Annotated in this window: 5 protein-coding genes; 4 read left to right on the forward strand and 1 reads right to left on the reverse strand. The window is 63.0% G+C overall.

Annotated features, from left to right (window positions below):
- Positions 1–25: 25 nt before the first annotated feature.
- Positions 26–16015 (forward strand): non-ribosomal peptide synthetase, encoded by a 15990-nt coding sequence (locus tag R4P64_RS24150; protein WP_317823005.1) that lies wholly within the window; start codon positions 26–28, stop codon positions 16013–16015.
- 129 nt (positions 16016–16144) lie between these two features.
- Positions 16145–17764: a polysaccharide biosynthesis tyrosine autokinase gene (locus tag R4P64_RS24155; RefSeq protein ID WP_233365977.1), complete on the forward strand. Its 1620-nt coding sequence runs from the start codon at positions 16145–16147 to the stop codon at positions 17762–17764.
- 358 nt (positions 17765–18122) lie between these two features.
- On the opposite strand, the gene R4P64_RS24160 is transcribed toward R4P64_RS24155, so the two are convergent.
- A complete protein-coding gene (locus R4P64_RS24160) occupies positions 18123–18647 on the reverse strand; it encodes a low molecular weight phosphatase family protein (RefSeq protein ID WP_317823006.1) in 525 nt (174 codons plus the stop codon).
- Between the two features lie 115 nt (positions 18648–18762).
- Between R4P64_RS24160 and R4P64_RS24165 the strand changes: the two genes are divergently transcribed.
- Together R4P64_RS24165 and R4P64_RS24170 are read left to right on the forward strand one after the other, a co-directional pair.
- Positions 18763–20082: a UDP-glucose/GDP-mannose dehydrogenase family protein gene (locus tag R4P64_RS24165; RefSeq protein ID WP_317823008.1), complete on the forward strand. Its 1320-nt coding sequence runs from the start codon at positions 18763–18765 to the stop codon at positions 20080–20082.
- Positions 20083–20228: 146 nt separating this feature from the next.
- On the forward strand, positions 20229–21827 hold the full coding sequence (locus R4P64_RS24170) for an Hsp70 family protein (protein ID WP_317823010.1): 1599 nt from the start codon (positions 20229–20231) through the stop codon (positions 21825–21827).

Genomic DNA, 21827 nt, shown 5'->3' on the forward strand with positions numbered 1-21827 from the left:
GTTTCCAATACATAATTCGGGGCTGATGAAGGTGGAGGTATCGGGTTTGAACTCTTTCCCGCTGTCTCGTGCCCAACAGGCGCTGTGGCTGGCGCAACAAGTCAATCCTTCAACCCCTTTTGTTGTTGCCCAGTACGTGGAACTTCGCGGACTTATCGACGTGTCCGCTTTGATCGAAGCAACGGATCGTGGGTGCCGCGAGATCGAATCTGCGCTGGTACGGCTAGTCGAGACGGATGCGGCACCACAACAGGTTGTTGATCTTTCAATTCCCGATGCGCTTGGCTATGTCGACCTACGCGGCAGTAACAATCCGATCGAAGCGGCACATCAGTGGATGACGCTGAGCTATTCGCGACCGATAGATATGTCGGTCGATCGTCTAATTGCCGCCACTTTGTTGCACGTATCAGAAAATCATTACTTCTGGTATTCGCACGCCCACCACTTGGTACTCGACGGACATGGCGCAATGACGCTTATGAATCGAGTTGCGGAGCGTTACACACATTTGGTGGAAAACACTGAGGTGCCGCCCTTACGTGCGCTCGGATTGCATGAGCTGTACCAGTTGGATGCGTCGTATCGTTCGTCTTCCCGATTCGAAACAGACCGCCAATATTGGGCTCAGCTGGTTGACGGTATGCCAGAACCCGTGCGGTTGACCGAGCGCCGTGCCGCGCCGTCGATGCCGCAGCGCATGGTCACCCGCACCATGGACGCAGATCTCGCCACGCGTATCACCACAGTTGCGAAACTGTGGGAAACCAGCGAGGTTCCGATTATCGCCGGTGCCTACGCCGTGTACCTGGCCCGCATGGCCGGAGTCACCGAAGTTACTCTGAGTCTTCCCATTTCAGGACGAACCACGGCCGCGATGCGACGCTCTGGCGGAATGCTCGCCAACATCGTGCCGATGCGCGTGTCCGTTGATCCGGAATTGACAGCGGCCCAACTCGTGAGTCAGCTGTCCACGCAGTTGACCGGCGCCCTGCGCCATCAACGATTCCGTTACGAAGACATGGCCGGCCCCGGCAGCCGCGGTGGGACCCGTGATTCGGCTGGGCCCGCCGTGAACATCATGATGTTCCACAACACTATTCGCCTCGGCGATGTTGTCGGAGAATTTCACGTACTCACGTCCGGCCCTATCGACGATCTGTTCTTCAGCATCTACCCAGCGGTTGCGGGCGCTGATATTCGGTTGGGATTCGAGGCGAACCCAGGTGTTTACAGCGAGAAAGACCTCGAGCTTCACCACCAGCAGTTTGTGCAGGTTCTGACCGAGCTTGTCGATGCGCCGGCGGATCTTCCAGTGGGCAGGCTTGGTGTGCTGACCGCCGATGATTACGCGATGCTGGTGCCCAGCAGGGGATTACCGGCCATCTCGCCGCAGACACTCGACGCAGTTCTGTCCGAGGGTTCCGGCGGCGCCGGAACGCCGGCTGTCCGCGCGGGCGGCGCTACGATCACCTATGGTGAGCTCCGCTTCCGATCAGCCTTCTTGTGTAACAAGCTGATTGATCGCAGCGTTGGCGCCGGTGACGTGGTGGCGATCATCGCGCCGCGTTCGGCAGAGTCGGTAGTCGCCTTCCGCGCGGTCATCCGATCAGGCGCCGCGTTCATGTTTGTCGATCCGGACTACCCGGCCGAACGTATCGAATTCATGTTGGCGGACGCGGGCGTGAGCGTCGTCGTTGCGCCGCGATCGTGGTCGGCGCCTACGGGAATCACGCACGTGGACATCAACACCGATCACTACGACGATGCCGATCTACACGAAACATCTGTACTGCGCGCTGCGGCGATCGATGACGTCGCCTACATCGTTTACACATCAGGCTCCACCGGGCAGCCGAAAGGTGTTGCGGTTACACACCGCGCTGCGACTTCGCTGCTGCGCGCCCACTCCAGGAATCTTGTTGTCGACGCGTCGGCCCGGGTCGCTCACTTTGTTTCACCCGCTTTCGACGTTGCGGTACTGGAACTCCTTCTTGCACACGGAACCGGCGCAACCGCGGTAGTGGTGCCGCCCGGCTTGATCGGCGGTGCTGATCTGGCCGACTACCTACGCGCAGAACGCGTGACGCACTTCCTGTCCACGCCGGCGGTGGCGTCGTCGATGGATCCGAGCGGCTTGCCGGACCTGCGCATGCTCAACGTCGGCGGCGAGTCGCCATCGCCGGATCTGATCGAGCGGTGGTCGCCGTACGTTGGCGTCGTCAACTCGTACGGTCCCACCGAAGCGAGTGTGACCGCGTTTATGAGCGAACCGCTGGACCCGGCGCAGCGGCCGCCGATCGGCCGGCCCATCGACGGCGTCTCCGCCGTTGTGCTGGATGCACGTCTGCAGCCGAGCGCAATTGGAGCAACCGGCGAACTGTATGTGATGGGCCCCGGACTGGCACGCGGATACGTGCGCCGCGCTGGCCTAACCGCCGAAAAGTTTGTTGCGGCGCCGTACGGAGACCCGTCGAGTCGCATGTACCGAACCGGCGACCTCGTGCGGTGGTCGGCAGAGCGCCAGCTCGAATTTGTCGGGCGCGCAGACCATCAGGTCAAGATCCGTGGTGTCCGGGTCGAACTCGGTGAGGTGGAAGCGGCACTGACGTCCGTCTCAGGTGTGGCGTCGGCGCTGGCGGTTGCCCGTGACGGCGAAATCGCTGCGTACGTTGTACTCACGGCCGATGAGGGGCCTGAGTCCACCGACACGTCGATTGTCATTGAGACGTCGTTTGTCACCGAGCATCTGGCGAATGTCCTGCCCGCTGCGATGATGCCGTCCTCGGTGACCGTGGTGTCTGCCTGGCCGACCACAATAAACGGCAAGATCGACCGTGACGCGCTACCCACGCCGCATCGCGAAGCGGACGTCGCGCTGCAACCGGTCGATCACCACGAAGCTCTTGTTGCCGCCGTGATGGCAGATGTACTCGGGGTTGCATCGCTGGGTACGGATGCCGATTTCTTTGCCTCCGGCGGGAACTCGCTTGCCGCGGTGTATGTCGCGAACAGGCTGTCCGAGGCCCTTCGCATTCGCGTAGGTGTCCGCGACGTGTTCGAGGCCTCGACACCGACGGGACTCGCGCAGCACCTTCGCCGATCGGCCGCAGGTTCGGCGTTGCCGGAACCTGTTGTGGTCCCCGCCGATGCCGTGGTGGAACCGTCACTGGCGCAACAACGTATCTGGCTGCTCTCACGCCTCGCCCCGGAATCTTCCGCCTACAACGTCTCTTTCGAGGTGACACTCGGCGGAGGGCTCGACATCGACGCGCTCGAGCAGGCGTTTGCCGACATTCAACATCGGCATCGCGTCTTGCGGACGACGTATCCCATCGGAACTGCAGGCACAGCAGTGCAGGTCCTGTCGGACTCCACGACAAGCCTGCTGCAGGTGGGCGCAGACGAGTACGCCGCGGCGGCCGCAGATGCAGCCAGGCGCGGATTCGACGTCGCTGCCGAACTGCCACTGCGCTTGGTGCTGGCGTCGTTCGGCGAACACGACCACCGCTTGACCGTCGTTGCTCATCACATTGCTGTAGACGGACTCTCGTTCGGTGCGGTGGTAGGTGACCTGGTCCGGGCATATGACGATCGCGTTGGTGGCGCACAGTCGAACTGGCCGGCGCAGTTGCTGGATTACCGCGACTATTCGGTGTGGCAGCGAGCAGCGCTCGGTGACCCCGATCAGCCGGGAAGCCTTGCTCATGACCAACTTGCGTTCTGGGAGAACACGCTTCGGTCGTTGCCGACGCAATTGGATCTGCCCACCGACAGGCGACGGGCGATGGGCACGGAGCCGCCCGCTGCCACTATCGCGTTCGACGTTCCGGCAGATCTTCACGTACAGCTGACGGCGATTGCCCGCCAGCACAATGCCACCACGTTCATGGCGCTGCACGCAGTGCTCGCAATCCTGCTCCACAAGATCACCGGTGCAGAGGATTTTGCGATCGGGACTCCCACGTCCGGACGCGCACACCCGGCGTTCGATTCCACAGTTGGCATGTTTGCCGGCACGGTGGCACTGCGCACGGCAACCAAGCCGGGGGACACCTTTGCCGCCTTCCTCGAACAGGTTCGCGATGTCGATCTCGCTGCAATGTCACACGCGGACGTGCCGTTCGATTGGGTGGTCGATCGGGTTGCACCCAACCGCGGACTGAACCGGAATCCGTTGTTCCGTGTTGTGCTAGCGCTCGACGCGTTTGGTACCGAGGCCGATATGGCACTCGGCTCCGCGACGGCACACGGCGTGGGACGCACCCCCGATCACGCTCGGTTCGACATCGAAATGGCCGTCCGTGAAGAACGCCTCCCCGACGGCTCGCCCGGAGGAATCGTCGGGTCACTCACCTACGCTGCCGATATCTTCGACGCGGAGACCGTGACCGGATGGATGGACCGCCTGCTGCGAGTCTGCGAAGCCGTCACGGCCAGGCCGGATATCACGCTTCGCGGCGTCGACATCCTGAGCAGCGGCGAACTTGAGGCGCTGACGCCGGTTGTATCGGAGCCTGCCCACTCGGCACACTCATTGGCCGAACTGTTTCTGGCACAGGTGGTTACCCGCGGTGATGAGGTTGCTGTATGCGTCGGCGGAGATAGTCTCACGTACTCCGAGCTCGAACATCGGTCTGCAGTGCTTGCCGGCGCTTTGATCGAGCGCGGTGTTCGGGTGGGAGACCGGGTTGCCGTTGCGCTGCCGCGCTCGCCGGAGTTTGTGATGGCGGTGCTGGCCGTAGTTCGGTCCGGCGGTGTGTACGTTCCCCTCGACCTCGACTATCCCGACGCACGCCTCGAATATCTGCTCGGCGACGCCGCACCAACCCACGTGCTCTGCGCCGAATCTGCGGTGACCCGCCTGACGAACTTCGGCCGCGAACTGATCGACGTTGCGGCAGTGGGGGATCCCGACCTGGCCCGACGCCGCGCGGTGGTACCTGCGCAGGACGCGTACCTGATCTACACCTCCGGCTCCACCGGCACCCCCAAAGGTGTTGTGGTGTCACATGCCAACGTCATCGCGTTGCTGGCGGCAACCGAAAAGATTCTCGATGTAGGCGCAGGCGACGTGTGGACGATGTTCCACTCCGGTGCATTCGACTTCTCGGTCTGGGAGATGTGGGGAGCGTTGACAACCGGTGGGCGGTTGGTTCCCGTCGACGCCTATGTCGCCCGGTCCACTCCGCAGTTTGCGCAGTTGCTGGTAGACGAAGGTGTCACTGTTCTCAATCAGACTCCGTCGGCGTTCCAGGCGCTTGCCGCGATAACGCAGTCCACCGAACTGCCCTTACGGCTGTTGATCTTCGGCGGGGAAGCCCTGGATGTGGGCTCGGTTCGCGGCTGGCTCGACAGCCATCGCGAGATTCGCGCCGTGAACATGTTCGGCATCACCGAAACCACGGTGCACGTCACGGCATTCGATCTTTCGGGCGCCAATGACGACGATTCCGTTATCGGCACGGCGCTTCCCGGACTCCGTACGTATGTATTGGACAGCTCGTTGCGGCCGGTGCCGGAAGGTACCGTCGGCGAACTGTATGTTGCCGGCCCGCAGGTCTCGGCCGGGTACTTCGGTAAACCCGCACTGAGTGCCACCAGGTTTGTTCCCGAACCCGCAGTTGCCGGATCGGTGATGTACCGCAGCGGCGACAGGGTTCGGATGTACCGGGGCGCGCTGCGGTACATCGGTCGGGCCGACAGTCAGGTAGAGCTGCGCGGCTATCGCATCGAGCCGGGCGAGATCGAAGCGGCGCTGTTGCGTCGACCCGAGATCAGCGCGGCCGCAGTAGTTCTGCGTGAGCTGCCCACCGGACCGGCGCTGGTCGCCTACATCGCGCCAGACATCGACGATGCGGACGCCGTTGTATCGGATCTGCGGAATCAGCTGCCTGCTCATCTGGTGCCCACGCTGATTGTGCCGCTGCCCGCACTGCCGATCACCGCGCACGGCAAACTCGACCGAGCAGGATTGCCTGAGCCTGCCTCGCGCCCCACCCACGGGCGGCCACCGCGCGACCCGATGGAAGAAACCGTCGCAGCAGTATTCGCTGAACTCCTGCACCTCGAAACCGTGGACGTCGCACGGAGTTTTTTCGACCAGGGCGGAAACTCTCTTATAGCGACCCGTCTGTCTACCCGGTTGAGCGCGGTCTTCGACACCGATATCGATGTGCGTGAGGTGTTCGAGCGCTCCACCGTCAGCGAACTGGCCGCAGGTATCAGCGCCCGGATCGGCAGTGGCCGTCGACGCATCGCTCTCGAACCGGCCGGCAGTGATGCAGAACTGATCCTCTCGCCGGCTCAGCACCGCATGTGGATTCTCAACCAGTTCGACACCACCGCAGCCGGATACAACATTCCCGTGATTCTGCGACTCGACGGAAACGTCGACGCCAAGACGCTGCGCAAAGCCGCGGTTGACGTCGTAGAGCGGCACGCGACGCTCCGGACGATCTACCCAGTGGGAGTCGACGGTGTGCGTCAGGTGGTGCTCGAGGCCGAACTGGTCACTCCCGCACTCGAACCCGTGACAATCGGCTCTGAATCGGTCATGGACCGGGTTGCCGAGTTGGTGGGATCAAGCTTCGACGTCACGGTCGATCCACCGGTTCGCGGCGAACTGTTCCGCCTCGACGAGGGCTCTCACGTTCTGGCACTGGTGATCCACCACATTGCCGCGGACGCGTGGTCGATGGACGCGTTGATTCGAGACACCGTCACCGCATACACCGCCCACGCGAAGGGCGTCGCGCCGTCCTGGCAGCCGTTGCCGGTTCGGTACACCGATTACAGCGTGTGGCAGCGCGATTCGGGAGTTCCCGATCATGTCGCCGAATACTGGCTGGAGAACCTGGCCGGTTTGCCAGATCAGGTGACGTTGCCGCTGGATCATCCACGGCCGCTGACGCCGTCGGGCCTGGGCCGATCCCATCAGGTCGAGCTCGGTGATTCCTTGCGTGGGATGCTCGACACCCTGGCGCGATCACACAACGCCACCACGTTCATGGTGATGCATGCCGCGCTGGCCGCACTCGTCTCGCGGTACAGCGCCAGCGCCGACGTGCCGATCGGAACAGTGGTGGCCGGCCGCTCCGATCCAAAGCTGGACGATCTGGTGGGAATGTTCGCGGGCACTTTGGTTCTGCGAACCGCGATCGATCAAACCGCGTCCTTCGCGGAGCTGTTGGGCCACGTTCACCAGCAGGACCTGGCCGCATACACCCACGCGGACATGCCTTTCGAGACATTGGTCGAACAGCTGAATCCGGCCAGGTCGCCGTCGCACCATCCGCTGTTCCAGATCGCGCTGTCCTTCCAGGCGCCACGGCCGACCAGCTGGGAACTGCCGGGCCTGACTCTCACCCCGATGGTCGCAGAGTTCGAACACGCAAACTTCGATCTCCAGCTGAATGTGACTGACGCCGCCGACGATCATCCGATGCGTCTGGAATTTGCCTACAACGCAGATCTATTCGACGCAGACACGGTCAGCCGGTTCGCGGAACGGTACGTGCGCTTGCTCGAGCGGGCAACCGCTGATCCGTCGGTGATTCTCGGGCGGATCGATCTTCTGGACTCGGGCGAGCGAGCAGCGTTGGTTCCGGCCAGCGGGGTCGACACCAGCGCGACAACCACATTGGCGTCGATGCTCACCCGTGGCGTGCGCACCGCACCGGACGCGCCGGCAGTAACCGGCAACGGCGATACCCTGACCTATCGCGAACTCGATCGCCGCTCCGACGTTGCCGCGGCAGACTTGCGCGCCGACGGTGCGGGTCCCGAACGGGTGATCCCGTGGACGGCGGATCGCACTGTCGATTCCATCGTCCGGTTGTGGGCCATCGCCAAGACCGGTGCGGCGCCCGCCTTGATCGACCCCGCTCAACCGGCGTCGCGCACCCTTGATGCGCTCAGCGCGGTGCTCTCCCCAGATATTGGTGCCGCAGCGACAGAGACGATCCCCAGCGGCGCCGCCGCCTACGTCGTGTTCACCTCGGGTACCTCGGGCGCGCCCAAAGCCGTGGTGGTCACTCACGAGGGACTGGGAGCGCTCGACGCCGATCTGGCAGCGCGTTACCGCGCGAGCACTGGTTCGCGCGTACTTCACCGCGGCGCACCGGGGTTCGACATGACGCTCCTGGAGGTGTTGATCGCCGGCTCGAGCAGCGCAACGCTGGTGCTCGCGTCGGATGCCGAGTTTGCCGGTCCCGCGCTCACCGACCTGCTTCGACGCGAACAGATCACACACCTGTGCATCACACCGACGGTGATGGCGACGGTCGAGGACAACAATCTGCCGCACCTCGAGATGGTGATGCTCGGTGGTGAGCGCCTGACCGCCGACATTGTCGAACGATGGTCACCGGGACGACGCGTAGTGAACGGCTACGGTCCGGCCGAGGCAACCATGTACACCGTTGCGACAGAACCGCTTATCGCAAACGGCCGCGACATCCCCATCGGGTATCCCGTAGCCGGCGTCGACGCCTTTGTTCTCGACAACTTCCTCGAGCCGGTTCCACCTGGCGTCGCGGGCGAGCTCTACCTTGCGGGCGCTGCGCTTGCGCGTGGATACGCCGGTCACCCCGAATGGACGGCCGAACGCTTTGTTGCCTCCGCAGGCGGCGCCAGGATGTACCGCACCGGCGATCTGGTGATGTGGAAGAACACCGGTAGTGCCCACCGGCTGCACTACCTAGGCCGCAACGACGCGCAGTTGAAAGTCAACGGTGTGCGGATCGAGCCTGCCGAGATCGAAGCGGCCATCGCAGCGATCACGGAAGTCGACTTCTGCGCAACGGTTCTCCGCACGAGCACCGCAGACACTCCGATGCTGGTGACGTACGTGCGCCCGAAACGTGGTGCGCAGCTTGACGGTGACGACCTGCGCCGCAGGCTTGCCGATGCGCTCCCGTCGTACATGGTCCCGGGTGCCGTTGTGGTTTTCCACGACGATCCGCCCGTGGTGAACGGCAAGCTCGACGTGCGCGCATTGCCGACACCCCGCGTTTCCGCCTTGCCCTTCGAACCTCCGCGCACCGCCACCGAGCGTGCTGTGGCCGACGTATTCGCCAGCGTGCTCGGAACCGACCACATCGGCCGTGGCACACACTTCTTCGATCATGGCGGAAACTCGCTACTCGCTACCCGGGTGACGTCGCAGGTAGGAAACACCCTGGCACGGAACATCTCGCTGAGACTGCTGTTTGCACACCCGACCGTCGCGGAACTTGCTGCGGCGTTGGAACAACAGCCGGATTCCGATCGCGGTTTCGCAGACATTGTTGCCGGTCCGCGTCCGGTAGAAATTCCGCTCTCACGCAATCAGCAACGTATGTGGGTGCTCAATACTCTCGACGCCGCCAGCAGCGCGTACAACCTGCCGGTTGCCGTTGACCTGCGCGGTGAGCTCGACGGTGCGGCTTTGCAACTCGCCCTCGGTGACGTGCTGAACCGGCACGAGATCCTGCGAACCGTCTATCCGCAGCGGCCACCGGTACAGCAGGTTTTGGCCGATGCGGAACTGACTCTCGAATCCCGTTCTGCCACTGAAGACTCACTGGATGCCGATCTGCATGCCTTTGCATCCCAAGGGTTTGACGTGAGCAATCAGCTCCCCATTCGCGCCGCACTGTTCACGCTCGCGCCCGAGCATCATGTGCTCGCGGTGAACGTGCACCACATTGCCGCAGACGGTGGCTCTCTGGTGCCGATCGTTCGCGACGTGCTTGCTGCCTATTCGTCCCGGCGCGCAGGTTCGGCTCCGCAGTGGCAGCCGTTGCCGGTTCAGTACGCGGATTATGCAGTGTGGGAACAGGCTTCGGAAACCGAATCGGTATCTCACTGGCAGACGGAACTCGCGGATGTCACTTCGGTGGCGCCGCTGACGCCGGATCGCCGTCTCGTGTCTACGCCGTGGACAGCAGATCGTGTGGAGTTCTCCCTGGACGCCCACACCACGTCGGCGATCGCGGACTTGGCCGGCCGGGCCCAGGCAACACCATTCATGGTCTTTCACGCCGCACTGGCAGCAGTTCTCTCGAGGTTGAGTGGCAGCTCGGACGTGGTGATCGCAACCGCGGTGGACGGCCGCCGATCACCGGCCCTCGACAATCTGATCGGAATGTTTGTCGATACTGTCCCGCTGCGGGCACAGATCCTCCGCGACACGACGATGCTGCAACTCGTCGAACAGGTTCGTGACCGAGATCTTGCGGCCTTCGAGCACAGCGATGTGCCCGTGGAAGCTCTGACCTCGATGCTCGGTGGCCGGATGCCGCAGGTTGCGTTGGCACTGCAGAACTTCACCATTCCCGACGTCGACATCGCCGGCCTGGCCGTCAGTGCTACCGAGATCGAGACCGGTGCAGCCAAGTTCGAGATGCAGGTATCGCTGACCGAGCGGCCGGACGGCCACACGGACGGGCTGGTTGTGTACGCGCGGGAGCTCTTCGACGCAGCGAGTGCGCAATCGGTGGCCGACCTGTTTGTCGACGTTGTGCAGCGCACGCTTGCCAACCTCTCCGTGGTGGCGTCGGAAGCATCAACGATCTCCGCACCCAACTGGGTGGCAACACCCGTTGATTCGTCCCGGACTCTGAGTGAGATCTTCACCCGTACAGCAGCGGCGTTTCCCGACAACGTTGCACTGCGCGACGGCACAGAGATGCTCACGTATCGAGAACTCGACGACGCGTCGAACGAACTGGCACGTGAGCTGGTGGCTGCCGGTGCCGGACCTGGCGCGGTGATCGAGATCAGCGCGGTGCGATCGATCGACTACGTCATCCGTCTGTGGGCGATAACCAAGACCGGCGCTGCTTTTGCGCCGATCGACCCTGATTTCCCCGACGCCCGTCTGCGTCGGTTGCGGTCGGTGTTGCACTCGGTCAGCCCTGTTCCCGGCACGCAGAATCCGGACGCCGTGGCGTACGTCATCCATACCTCCGGGTCGACCGGTAACCCCAAAGCAGTTGCGGTAACCCACCGCGGGCTCGGCCCGCTCACGGACGAAGCTGTGGCGCGATACCGCGTCACACCGGATTCGGTTGTCCTGCAGGGCTACAACCCGAGCTTCGATGCCGCTCTGCTCGAGATGTTGCTTGCCTTCGGCAGCGGAGCAGCATTGGTTGTGGCGCCACCCGACGTTTACGGTGGCCGAGACCTCGAAAAGTTCGTGGCAGAACACCGCATCACACACCTACTGTCCACCCCGGGTGTGCTCGACACGATGGACCCGGCCGCACTGCCACTGCTCGACGTGGTTGCCGTCGGCGGCGACGTTCTCTCGCCCGCGACCGCACACGCCTGGAGCGCCGGCGCACGGATGCTCAATGCCTACGGCCCCACGGAAACCAGCGTCGTGGCGACTCTTGCGGATATCGACTCGGACACCGGAATTGGTGAACCCATCACCGGTACCGGAGCCGAAGTGCTCGACGCCGCGCTGCGCCCCGTCCCGTTTGGCGGGGTGGGGGAGTTGTACGTGAATGGTCCCGGGTTGGCGATGGGATATCTCGGCGATCCCGCCGCAACGGCTACAGCCTTTGTGGCAGCAGCGGGCGGGCGGCGACGCTACCGCACCGGGGATCTGGTACACCGAACAGCGAGCGGCGCAATGGGATTCGTCGGTCGGTCGGACCGCCAGGTCAAGGTGCGCGGTGTGCGTGTGGAACTGGCCGAGATCGAGACTGCGACGCGGTTGCTCCCCGGAGTGAGTGCTGTGTCCGCGCTCCTGATTGGCGATGTGATCACCGCATTTGTCGTCGGCGAGGAAACCAGCGAAGACGCGCTCCGACATGAACTGGCGGCGCAGCTACCCGGGTACCTCGTGCCGGGACGCATCGTCATGCTCGATGCGTTGCCGCTCACCCGCAACGGCAAGGTGGATGTGAGCGCACTGCACGCGCACCTCGGTGAATCCACACCTCACGCATGGCCGCTCACTGCCACAGAAGAATTGGTGACGGCAGTGATGTCGCACCACGCGGGCAGCACTGTGAGTGTGAGCCACAACTTCTTCGAATCCGGTGGAGATTCACTGTCTGCCACGGTGGTCGCGGGTCGACTGGCTTCGGTGTTCGGGCGCGACGTATCGGTTGGTGCGGTTTTCGAGAATCCGTCGCCGCGTGCGTTGGCTCGCTGGATCGATGCGGCCGAAGACGTTGTGGTCCGGCCACCGCTCACCAGTCGCGCCGCCGAAAGCCGAGTGCCGTTGGCTCCCGCGCAGCAGCGTATGTGGTTGAGCTCGCAGCTCGGTCCGGCGTCGTCGGCATACAACTTGGTATTCGCGGTCGCCATCGGACCGGACATCGAGGTAGACGCTTTGGCGGAAGCCATATCGGATGTGGTTGCCCGGCACAGTATTCTGCGCACCGTCTTTCCCGCTGATTCCGTCGGGCCACACCAAGTAGTCGCGGATGTCGCGGCAATCGATCTTGATCCCGTGCTTGTCGGCGATCTGTACGATGGCGCAGCGCTCTTTGCGTCCGCGCCATTCCAGTTGGAACACCAACCGCCGATGCGCGTGCAGTTGAGCGTTGACGGCTCCGGCGCCCGGGCCTTGGTTGTTGTGGTGCACCATATTGCGCTCGACGGCGGTTCGACGGGCATCGTGCTCACGGATTTTGCCGCCGCACTGTCTGCGAGAGGTGCGGGGCATCAACCGGATTGGCGCCCGCTGCCCGTCGACTACCAGGACTACAGCATCTGGATGCGCGGCGTGCTCGGTGACCAGAACGATCCGACCTCACTCGCTCACCGCCAATTGGACTACTGGACAACAGTTCTTCGTGGTGTCGACGGTGTTTTGCCGCTGCCGACAGACCGCCCGCGCCCCGCTGCTCCGACGCAACGAGGTTCCGTCGTGTCCGCCGCGGTTGACGGTGACCTGTACGCGGGGCTGACAGCTCTGGCCCACTCGCAGGGAGTGACTGTCTTCATGCTCCTGCACAGTGCGATCGCGGTGCTGCTCGCGCGTGAAAGCGCAACCGACGACGTGGTTGTCGGCACAGCAGTCAGCCTACGAAACGATCCGGACCTCCAGTCGATGGTCGGAATGATGGTGGGTACCGTCGCGCTGCGGACGACTATCCGTCCAGGCGATCAATTCTCGGACATCCTCGACCAGGTACGACGCGTCGATCTCGGGGCCATGGACAACGCCGACGTGTCCTTCGACGACGTGGTTGCCCGAATCGCGCCGCCGCGCACGGCAAACGAACACCCGCTTTTCACCGTGATGCTTGCGTATCAACGTGCACAGGAACTTCCGAGTGTGCCCGGGATCGAACCGCTCCGGCTGGCGGGGGAAGCCCCCGTTGCCGCCGATTACGATCTGACCTGGGATCTGACCGATACCGGCGTCGGTGTGCGCCTGCGATTGCTGTATGCCACCGACCTGTTCGAGCAGTCGACAGCAGAACTGTTTGCCGCGAGGTTCATGCGGATTCTGGGCGAAGTGGTGGCGCATCCGCAGAGTGTTGTGGGGGATATCGATGTACTCGGTGACCGAGCGAACCAGCCGCAGCGCAGTCGCGGTGATATCGCGCCGCTCACCCTGGCCGCACTCATCGGCAATGTGCTCGCTGAAGCTCCCGAGGCCATCGCGCTCGAGGCAGACGGCCGGGTATGGACTTACCAAGAGCTGTTCGACCAATCAACATACTGGGCTCAGGAACTGGTGGATCGGGGAATCGGGCCCGACGACGTTGTTGCCGTTGCAACTGGTCGCGGACATCTGTGGGTAGTTGCACTCTGGGCCGTGACGCGGGCCGGCGCCGCTTGGGTTTCCGTGGACCCGGATCAGCCCCGTGAGCGACTCGAAGCGATGGTTGCCGACAGTGGAGTGACCCTCGGATTGTGCGTGGCAGGCACGCGCTCGCTGTCCTCGTCGCTGACATGGATTCCGATGTCCGATCGCACTGCGACAACGTCGCTGACCGGCGCGCGGGCAGCTCACCCGGACAACCTCGCCTACGTCATCTACACCTCGGGATCGACCGGTACACCCAAAGGCGTTGCGGTTTCTCATCGCGGCCTGGCAAATGTGTGTGCCACCCATCTCGAGATGTTCGAGACGGGCACCGCCATGCGCATCCTGCAGCTGGCGTCACCTACCTTCGACGCCTCGGTCCTCGAATTCATGATTGCGCCGGCCGCGCTCGGAACGCTGGTACTGGCACCGGAATACGTCTTCGCGGGAGCCGAACTCACGGAATTCATCGTCTCGCACGCGATCACCCATCTGATCGCAACACCCACCGTTCTCTCGACACTCGACCCGAACGAGATCCCTTCGCTGACAGTGGAATCGGCGGGAGAGATGTTGAGCGTGGACCTGGCGGCGCAGTGGTCCCGTCGGCATCGGATCTTCAACGGATACGGCCCCAGTGAGACCACGATTGCGGCGGCAACGTCGGCGCAGATATCCGGCGGAGACACAGCAATCGGCGACCCCGTACATGGAGCGTCGACGCTTGTCCTCGACTCCAGGCTGCATCCCGTTCCCGACGGCGTCACCGGCGAGCTCTACATCGCCGGTCACAACCTTGCCCGCGGATACATCCACGCGCCCGAGCGGACAGCCCTGCGGTTTGTTGCCGACCCGAACCGTCCCGGTGCCCGGATGTACCGCACCGGAGACCTCGTTCGGCGACGGCGAAACGACGGTGCCCTCGAATTCGTGAGCCGCAACGACGACCAGGTGAAGATTCGCGGCATCCGCGTCGAACCCGCCGAGGTCGACGCCGGATTGCGTCAGCATCCCGCTGTCACGTTTGCGGTAACCGTTGTGGTGGACGGGGAACTGGCGTCGTACGTCACGCTCGAGGATGCGTCGGCGGATCCGAGCAGTCTGCGCAAGTTTGTTTCGGCAACCCTGCCGAGTCACCTTGTTCCCGCAACCGTCACGGTGATCGACGCGGTTCCGGTGCTACCGTCCGGCAAGGTCGACAAGGTGGCATTGCCGGCGCCGGACCACCGCGTCTCAGGTGTGATCGAGCCACCCGAAACGGAACTGGAAGAGTGCATCGCACAAGCGTTTGCGCACAACACATCCGCGCACACGGTTGGTCGGTATGACAATTTCTTCGACCTCGGCGGAACCTCCATGGGCGCGGTTGACGTAGCGTCGACGCTACGCACGCGGCTCGATCGTGATGTGCAGGTTCAATGGATTTTCACCGATCCGACGGTGGCCGAACTTGCCGAACGTATCGAGGCCGGCGGAAAGACCGATCCGATGGACACCATTGTCCTGCTCGGGGGAGATCCACTCGATCAGCGTCCGCCGCTCTTCTGTGTTCACCCCGTGAGCGGATTGGCGTGGTGCTATGCCGGTGTGGCGCAGCACCTGGGTGGCCGTCGGGTCTACGGAGTGCAGGCAACGGGTGCGGGCGAGCTGCCCGGAACCCTCAACGCGCTCGCCGAACGGTACGTGGACGCGGTGCGGATCATTCAACCCGAGGGCGCGTACCACCTGCTCGGCTGGTCGCTCGGTGGAACCGTTGCGCAGGAGATGGCGGTGGCGCTCGAGGAGTCCGGTGCGAGCGTCGGATCGGTTGTCATGCTCGATACGTTGCCGCCTGAGCGGATACCGGCCATTCAAGCAGCTCCCACCGCTGGCGAGCTATTTGCCGAACTGGGTCTGACCGAGCTGGAAGCGCCGCGCGTCGATCTGACCTTTGCGCAGGCGGCCGACGAGATCCGCACCAGAGCTCATCTGGATTTTGTGACCGCTGAACTTCTGGAAGCTGCTTCCGAAAGAGTGGAGAAACTTGCCAGAATGGCGAGTGACCACGAACCGAGGAGCTACCGCGGAGTTGTGGATTTTGTTGTTGCGCAGAGAGATCTCCATCGTCATCGCGACTTGGTCGAGCGATGGTCGGATCGGGTTGCGATCATTCGCGAACACTCGGTCGATGCCACGCACGCCGAGATGATGGCGCCATCAGTTCTCTCCCAGATCTTTGACCTGGTGCGGTATCGAGAGGATTCTGATGTGACGTAGCAAGCAGTGTCTAAGGATTTGCTGTTCAATTGAATGTCAGGTATGCGGCAAATGTCGCGGGTTCTGACGTGACGCTTGTGATCATCGCTCCAACGCGCAGCTCAGTGCGTGAGCCGAAAGGGATTGAAGATGGAAGTACAGGACTACCTGAAGGTATTGCAGGCGCGCTGGAAGATCATCGCTGTTGTCACCGTTGTCGCGATTCTCGGCGCGTTGGGCGCCTCGCTGATCTCGACCCCGATCTACCAGGCCTCTACCAGGCTGTTCGTGTCCACCACACTGGGAAGCTCCGTCAACGAGGCATACCAGGGAAACCTGCTGTCACAGCAGCGGGTTACGTCGTACACCAAGCTGCTGACCGGACAAACCCTCGCACAGCGCACTATCGATCGGCTCGGTAGCGATGCAGTCAACGGAATGACGCCCGCCCAACTCGCGGCAAGTGTTGTGGCGACGTCCGCACCGGACACGGTTCTGATCGACGTAGGCGTGAAGGATCCGTCGCCCGAACGTGCACGCGATATCGCCAACGCGCTGTCGGACGAGTTTGTCTTGATGGCAAAGGAATTGGAAACTCCGGAGACGGGTGGAACTCCGGCGGCCCGTGTGGTCGTCGAGCAGGAAGCGGGAACACCCACCACTCCCGTATCGCCGAACACCAAGCGCAACATCGCACTTGGCGCAGCAGTTGGTCTGCTTCTGGGTATCGCGCTTGCCGTCTTGCGTGACCGTCTCGACAACACCGTCAAGGATCGTCGGGTTGTCGAAGAGGTAGCAGGCTCCGCGTTGGTCGGAACCATTCCCTTCGACAAGGAAATGCAGACCAAGCACACCATCGAATTCAACGAAGGCAACTCTGCCAGCGCCGAGGCCTACCGCGAGCTGCGTACCAACCTTCAGTTCCTCGAAGTGGACAACCCGCCACGCGTCATCGTTGTCACGAGTTCGCTTTCCGCAGAAGGTAAGACGACGACGGCCGTCAACATCGCTCTGGTTCTCGCCGAGGCCGGAAAGTCGGTCTGCCTCGTGGAAGGCGACCTGCGCAAGCCACGAGTCTCGAAGTACCTCGGCATGATCGGCACCGTCGGCCTCAGCTCGGTCCTGGCCGGTCAAGCGCAACTCGACGACGTACTGCAGCCGACAACGCACGGCGATCTGGTTGTCCTTGCCTCAGGACCTATTCCGCCGAACCCGAGCGAATTGCTCGGCACCGATCACTCTCGGCAGGTTCTTGCCGAACTTCGTGATCGCTTCGAGTACGTCATCATCGACGCGCCGCCGCTGCTTCCGGTCACGGATGCTGCAGTTCTGACCGCAATGTCAGACGGCGCCTTGGTAATTGCGCGCCACGCCAGCACCAAGCGGGATCAGCTTGCCCGGGCCGTCGGCAATCTTCAGAGCGTCGGCGCACGCATCTTGGGCACCGTCATCACGATGACGCCCGCGAACAAGCGGGGCGGCGGATACGAGTACAAGTACTACTACGAAACCGACAAGACGGTGCCTGCACTCGCTGAGGCTGCGCCGTTACCGGGAGCCTCCGCAGGTTCTGCGGCTCCTGCCAAGGCCACCGCACCGAAGAAGGCGCCGGCACCCGCGACGGACGCCGCAGATACCAACGCCGCTCCCGTCAAGGCTCCCGTGAAGGCTTCCGAGGAAGCCCCACACTCCTCGATACCGTTCGATGATGCGCCAACTCAGGAGTTCCAGCTCCGGACGAGTGAAAATGGACATCGCTATCTCGATTGATTCTGTTACCGCCGAATCAGCCTGAGTACATCAACGGGACTTTGGTCCGGAAATAATCACTTTTTCTCCGACCAAATGCCCGGAATGTGCTAAAAAAGGTTAGTATCACGGCGGTGGCAATCCGCCATTCACCTTAATGATCCGGAGGATCTCATGCTCGGTTCCCTGTATTCTTTCAGCGCAGAAATCGGTGTCCCGTCTGTTGATGCCATTCTGGCATTCATCGGCAAGGGCATCGGGTCGATCTTGAACGTGAGTGCGTAGTAGCTAACAAACAGCCCCTGTCCAACTGAGCTGGACAGGGGCTGTTTTCTGCATTGAGGGCAATGATTACCGAAGGGGATCGGCAAGCGAAGTCCTATTGAGCGGGAATCGCGATACGTCGTAGCAAAGGCCCCAGAAGAGTGGCGATCTCCAAACCCACAGCGTGGAAAGTTTCCTCATCCGCGCCAATAGGATCGGCAACGTCTTCACTTTCCTGAACCTGATAGCGCGGGCGAGCGTCGGCCAGTTCGGCAACTGTTGTTGCCGCCGATTCTTCCGCTAAGCGCGCCGCCTCACGCAATGTGAAAGTTCGCTTGAACTGCGATGGCGCTAACGCCAGAATCTTGTCGCGATGACGCTCCGTCATAGCCAGAATCAAATCGGCTTCAGACGCAATTGCCGTAGTAAGCCGGCGAGCGCGAAAATTGGAGGGATCGCCTCCCAGCCCTTCCAGTACCAGCGCCGCTGTCGGTTCCACCGCATGGCCGACAAGGGCGCGCGTACCGGCACTCGACGCCGTGAGATCCGTGATCCCCGCTTCCTCCGCAAATGCTCGAGCCAGGCGTTCCCCTGTTGGCGATCGGCAGATATTTCCGGTGCAGACAAAGAGGATGTGCATGAGGTCAATCATAAAGGGGCAGCGCCACAATGCGGCACCATGATGTCGCGAAATGTTTGCACATCGACTACGCGGTGTTCCCGCCGCGTCCGTCGTTGGGATATATGAACTACTCATGAGACTGACCGTGTTCGGGACCGGGTACCTGGGGCTGACCCATGCCGTGTGTATGGCGGAACTGGGACATGAGGTTCTGGGCGTTGACATCGACGCCGCGAAGGTCGAGATGCTGTGCGCCGGTCATGTTCCGTTCTTCGAACCTGAACTGGCACAGCTGTTGACGCGGAATCTCGAGTCCGGGCGGCTGGGCTTCACGACGTCGTACGCGGAGGCGTCGGAGTTCGCGGATCTCCATTTTCTTTGCGTGGGCACTCCGCAGAAGCGCGGCGAGAAGGCTGCGGACATTTCTCACGTCGATGCCGTGATCGACACGCTGGCACCGCTATTGGAGCGTCCGGCCGTCATTGTCGGGAAGTCGACAGTTCCCGTGGGGACAGCCGCACGGCTAGGCGCGCGGGTTCGGGCCGCTGCCCCGGCCGGCGACGGCGTCGAGGTGGCGTGGAATCCCGAATTCCTGCGCGAAGGAAAAGCCGTCGCAGATACGCTGCGTCCGGACCGGCTGGTTGTCGGCGTCGATCGGGATCGCCCCGGCACCGCCGAATCTGCTCTTCGGGACGTCTATGCCTCGATGCTCGACGCGCGCGTCCCGTTTCTGGTTACCGACCTTGCGACGTCGGAACTCGTGAAAGGTTCGGCAAACGCCTTTCTGGCCACAAAGATTTCCTTCATCAATGCGATCGCGGAAATCTGCGAGGCAACCGGAGCCGACGTCACCGTGTTAGCTGACGCCCTCGGTCACGACGCGCGGATCGGGCGGAGCTTCCTGAACGCCGGTTTGGGATTCGGCGGCGGTTGCCTGCCGAAGGACATTCGGTCGTTCGCGGCGCGGGCCGGAGAGCTGGGCGTTGATCAAGCCTTGTCGTTCCTCCGTGAGGTGGACAGCATCAACATGCGACGCCGAACCAAGGTCCTCGAGATGGTGACGCAAGCCTGCGGGGGCAGTTTGCTGGGAATGAACGTGGCTGTCCTAGGGGCGGCCTTTAAGCCTGAATCGGACGATGTGCGCGATTCGCCCGCACTGAATGTTGCGGGCATGATGCAGCTGCACGGTGCGAACGTGACGGTGTACGACCCCAAGGCGATTGAGAATTCGCGCACCATTTTTCCCACGCTCAACTATGCAACGTCGACGTCAGAGGCGTGCAAGCGCGCAGATGTCGTGCTGGTTGCCACCGAATGGTCTGAGTTTGCCGAACTCCAACCGTCACAGCTGGATTCGGTTGTGCACGGGCGGGTGATCGTCGACGGACGCAACTGCCTCGACCCGTCACTCTGGCGATCGGCCGGCTGGATTTATCGCGGGGTAGGGCGGTGAGAGCTAAGGGTGAATAACTGATAAGTTGCCAGCCGTACGGTCGGTTCGACTCTGCACATCTCCACGATGCAATCGAATGGGTAGACTTCCCGCCGGAAGGTGACGGGTCTGCTCATGGATCCGTTTGCAGTCGACGAAGGTGGCTCATGAACTTGGTGCTCGGTGTAACAGTGGGGGCGAGCGCTGTGCGCTTGGCACGCCCAGGAGCGCCGGAGCACGGTGGGCCGGTATTTCGATCCAGAGCGATCGTGCGCGGACACGAAACCCCCGAAGACGTGGCAGCCGATTCCATTCGCGTCGCGCTCGCGGAATTCGCCGGCCACGACAACTCCGTCGCCGTCGTCTACCGCGATCAGAGTCAGGCAGGCGCCCTCAGCCAGGCACTCGATCGTGGCCGGATCGACAACTACCGGCTGATACCCGAATCTGCGGCAATTCTGCGGATGCTCGAGGAACCGGGAACGTTGGGCGCACAGAACACCCTGGTGGTCATCGACCTCGGCGCCACCGGTGCAACCGTCGACGTCCTCGATCGCACCACCGGTACAACCATCGTCACCGCCAGATCCAGTCAAGTCAGCGGCGATCAGTTCGACGCACTCGTCTACCTCGACCAAACCGAACGCCGGCGCATCGCGACGCCTACCGATCCCGAAGGCATCGCAGAACTCCAAGCCCGGAGCCGACTGGCCAAGGAACAACTCTCGACCCGCAGCGCAGTCTGCCTCCCCGGACCAGGCGGATTACTACTCCTCTCCCGAGAAGTCTTCGACTCCTTGGTCGCGCCCAGCGTCGAGGCTCTGGCCCGAGAGGTCCGTGAGGTGGTTGCCACCTCCGGTCGGCGCCCGGACTCCGTTGTACTGATCGGCGGCGGCGCCCGAGTCCCCATCATTCGCACCGTGCTGGAACGGTGGATCGAAATCCCCGTCATAGCGCCGGAACAGCCAGACCTCCTCGCCACGCAGGGAGCCGCACTACTTGCCGGCGGCGCGCCCCGCAGAGAACCCGTCGTTGCGCCCGCCGTGACTGTTGCGGCTCCGGCAGTGGCGCCGATCTTTGCGCCGTACCCGATCAACACTCCTGCTGTGGCGCCGGCGCCCGTCCAGGCATTCGCCCACGGTGGCCTTGCAACGATGACCGGGCCAGGGCCTGCGCCGGCGAGTGCCGATCTCCATGCGCCCGCGCATGCGCAGGTGGCGCCCGCACCCGAGTCAGTACCGACCCAGGCTCAACCAGCCGCCGACTACGACAGCGACGAATCAGACGTCAAAGAACCCGTCATGGTCGATGCCCAGGCGTACTCGGCTGTTCACGAGGACGTCAGTGGGGGACAACCCACCTGGCTCGCCACTACTTCACACGACGAGACAACCACCCCGGAGTCAGGCAGGCAGTTCCGATTCGCCGGACTGGGAGCCGGTGTTGTTGCCGCGATCGTCATCGTCGGTCTGGGAATGGGCTACGGCGGGAAGGTGTTCGGCGATTCGGGCGAAGCCGGCCCGGTAGCAACAGAGGTCACCACAACACAAACGCCGTCGACGACGGTTCCGACCACCACCACGACACCGCCGCCCACCACCACAACAGAGCCGCCTCCGGTGACGGAGGAAGCTCCCGTGTACGAGGCACCCTACGAGGCGCCGTACGTCCCGCCGGCACCTGCGCCGGCGCCGCCGCCCGCGCTGTACATTCCCGGGCTGCCCCCGATCCTGCTTCCCGTTCTGCCGCCCATCCCCGGTTTGTGA

Origin of the sequence: Rhodococcus sp. IEGM 1366, from assembly GCF_033142425.1 — a bacterium.
Classification (GTDB): domain Bacteria; phylum Actinomycetota; class Actinomycetes; order Mycobacteriales; family Mycobacteriaceae; genus Rhodococcus_F; species Rhodococcus_F globerula.

What these genes read in the sequence shown, in the direction of transcription:
- R4P64_RS24150 (WP_317823005.1), top strand. Translation starts at nt 26, where the DNA reads ATGAAGGTGGAGGTATCGGGTTTGAACTCTTTCCCGCTGTCTCGTGCC.
- R4P64_RS24155 (WP_233365977.1), top strand. Translation starts at nt 16,145, where the DNA reads ATGGAAGTACAGGACTACCTGAAGGTATTGCAGGCGCGCTGGAAGATC.
- R4P64_RS24160 (WP_317823006.1), bottom strand. Translation starts at nt 18,647, where the DNA reads ATGCACATCCTCTTTGTCTGCACCGGAAATATCTGCCGATCGCCAACA.
- R4P64_RS24165 (WP_317823008.1), top strand. Translation starts at nt 18,763, where the DNA reads ATGAGACTGACCGTGTTCGGGACCGGGTACCTGGGGCTGACCCATGCC.
- R4P64_RS24170 (WP_317823010.1), top strand. Translation starts at nt 20,229, where the DNA reads ATGAACTTGGTGCTCGGTGTAACAGTGGGGGCGAGCGCTGTGCGCTTG.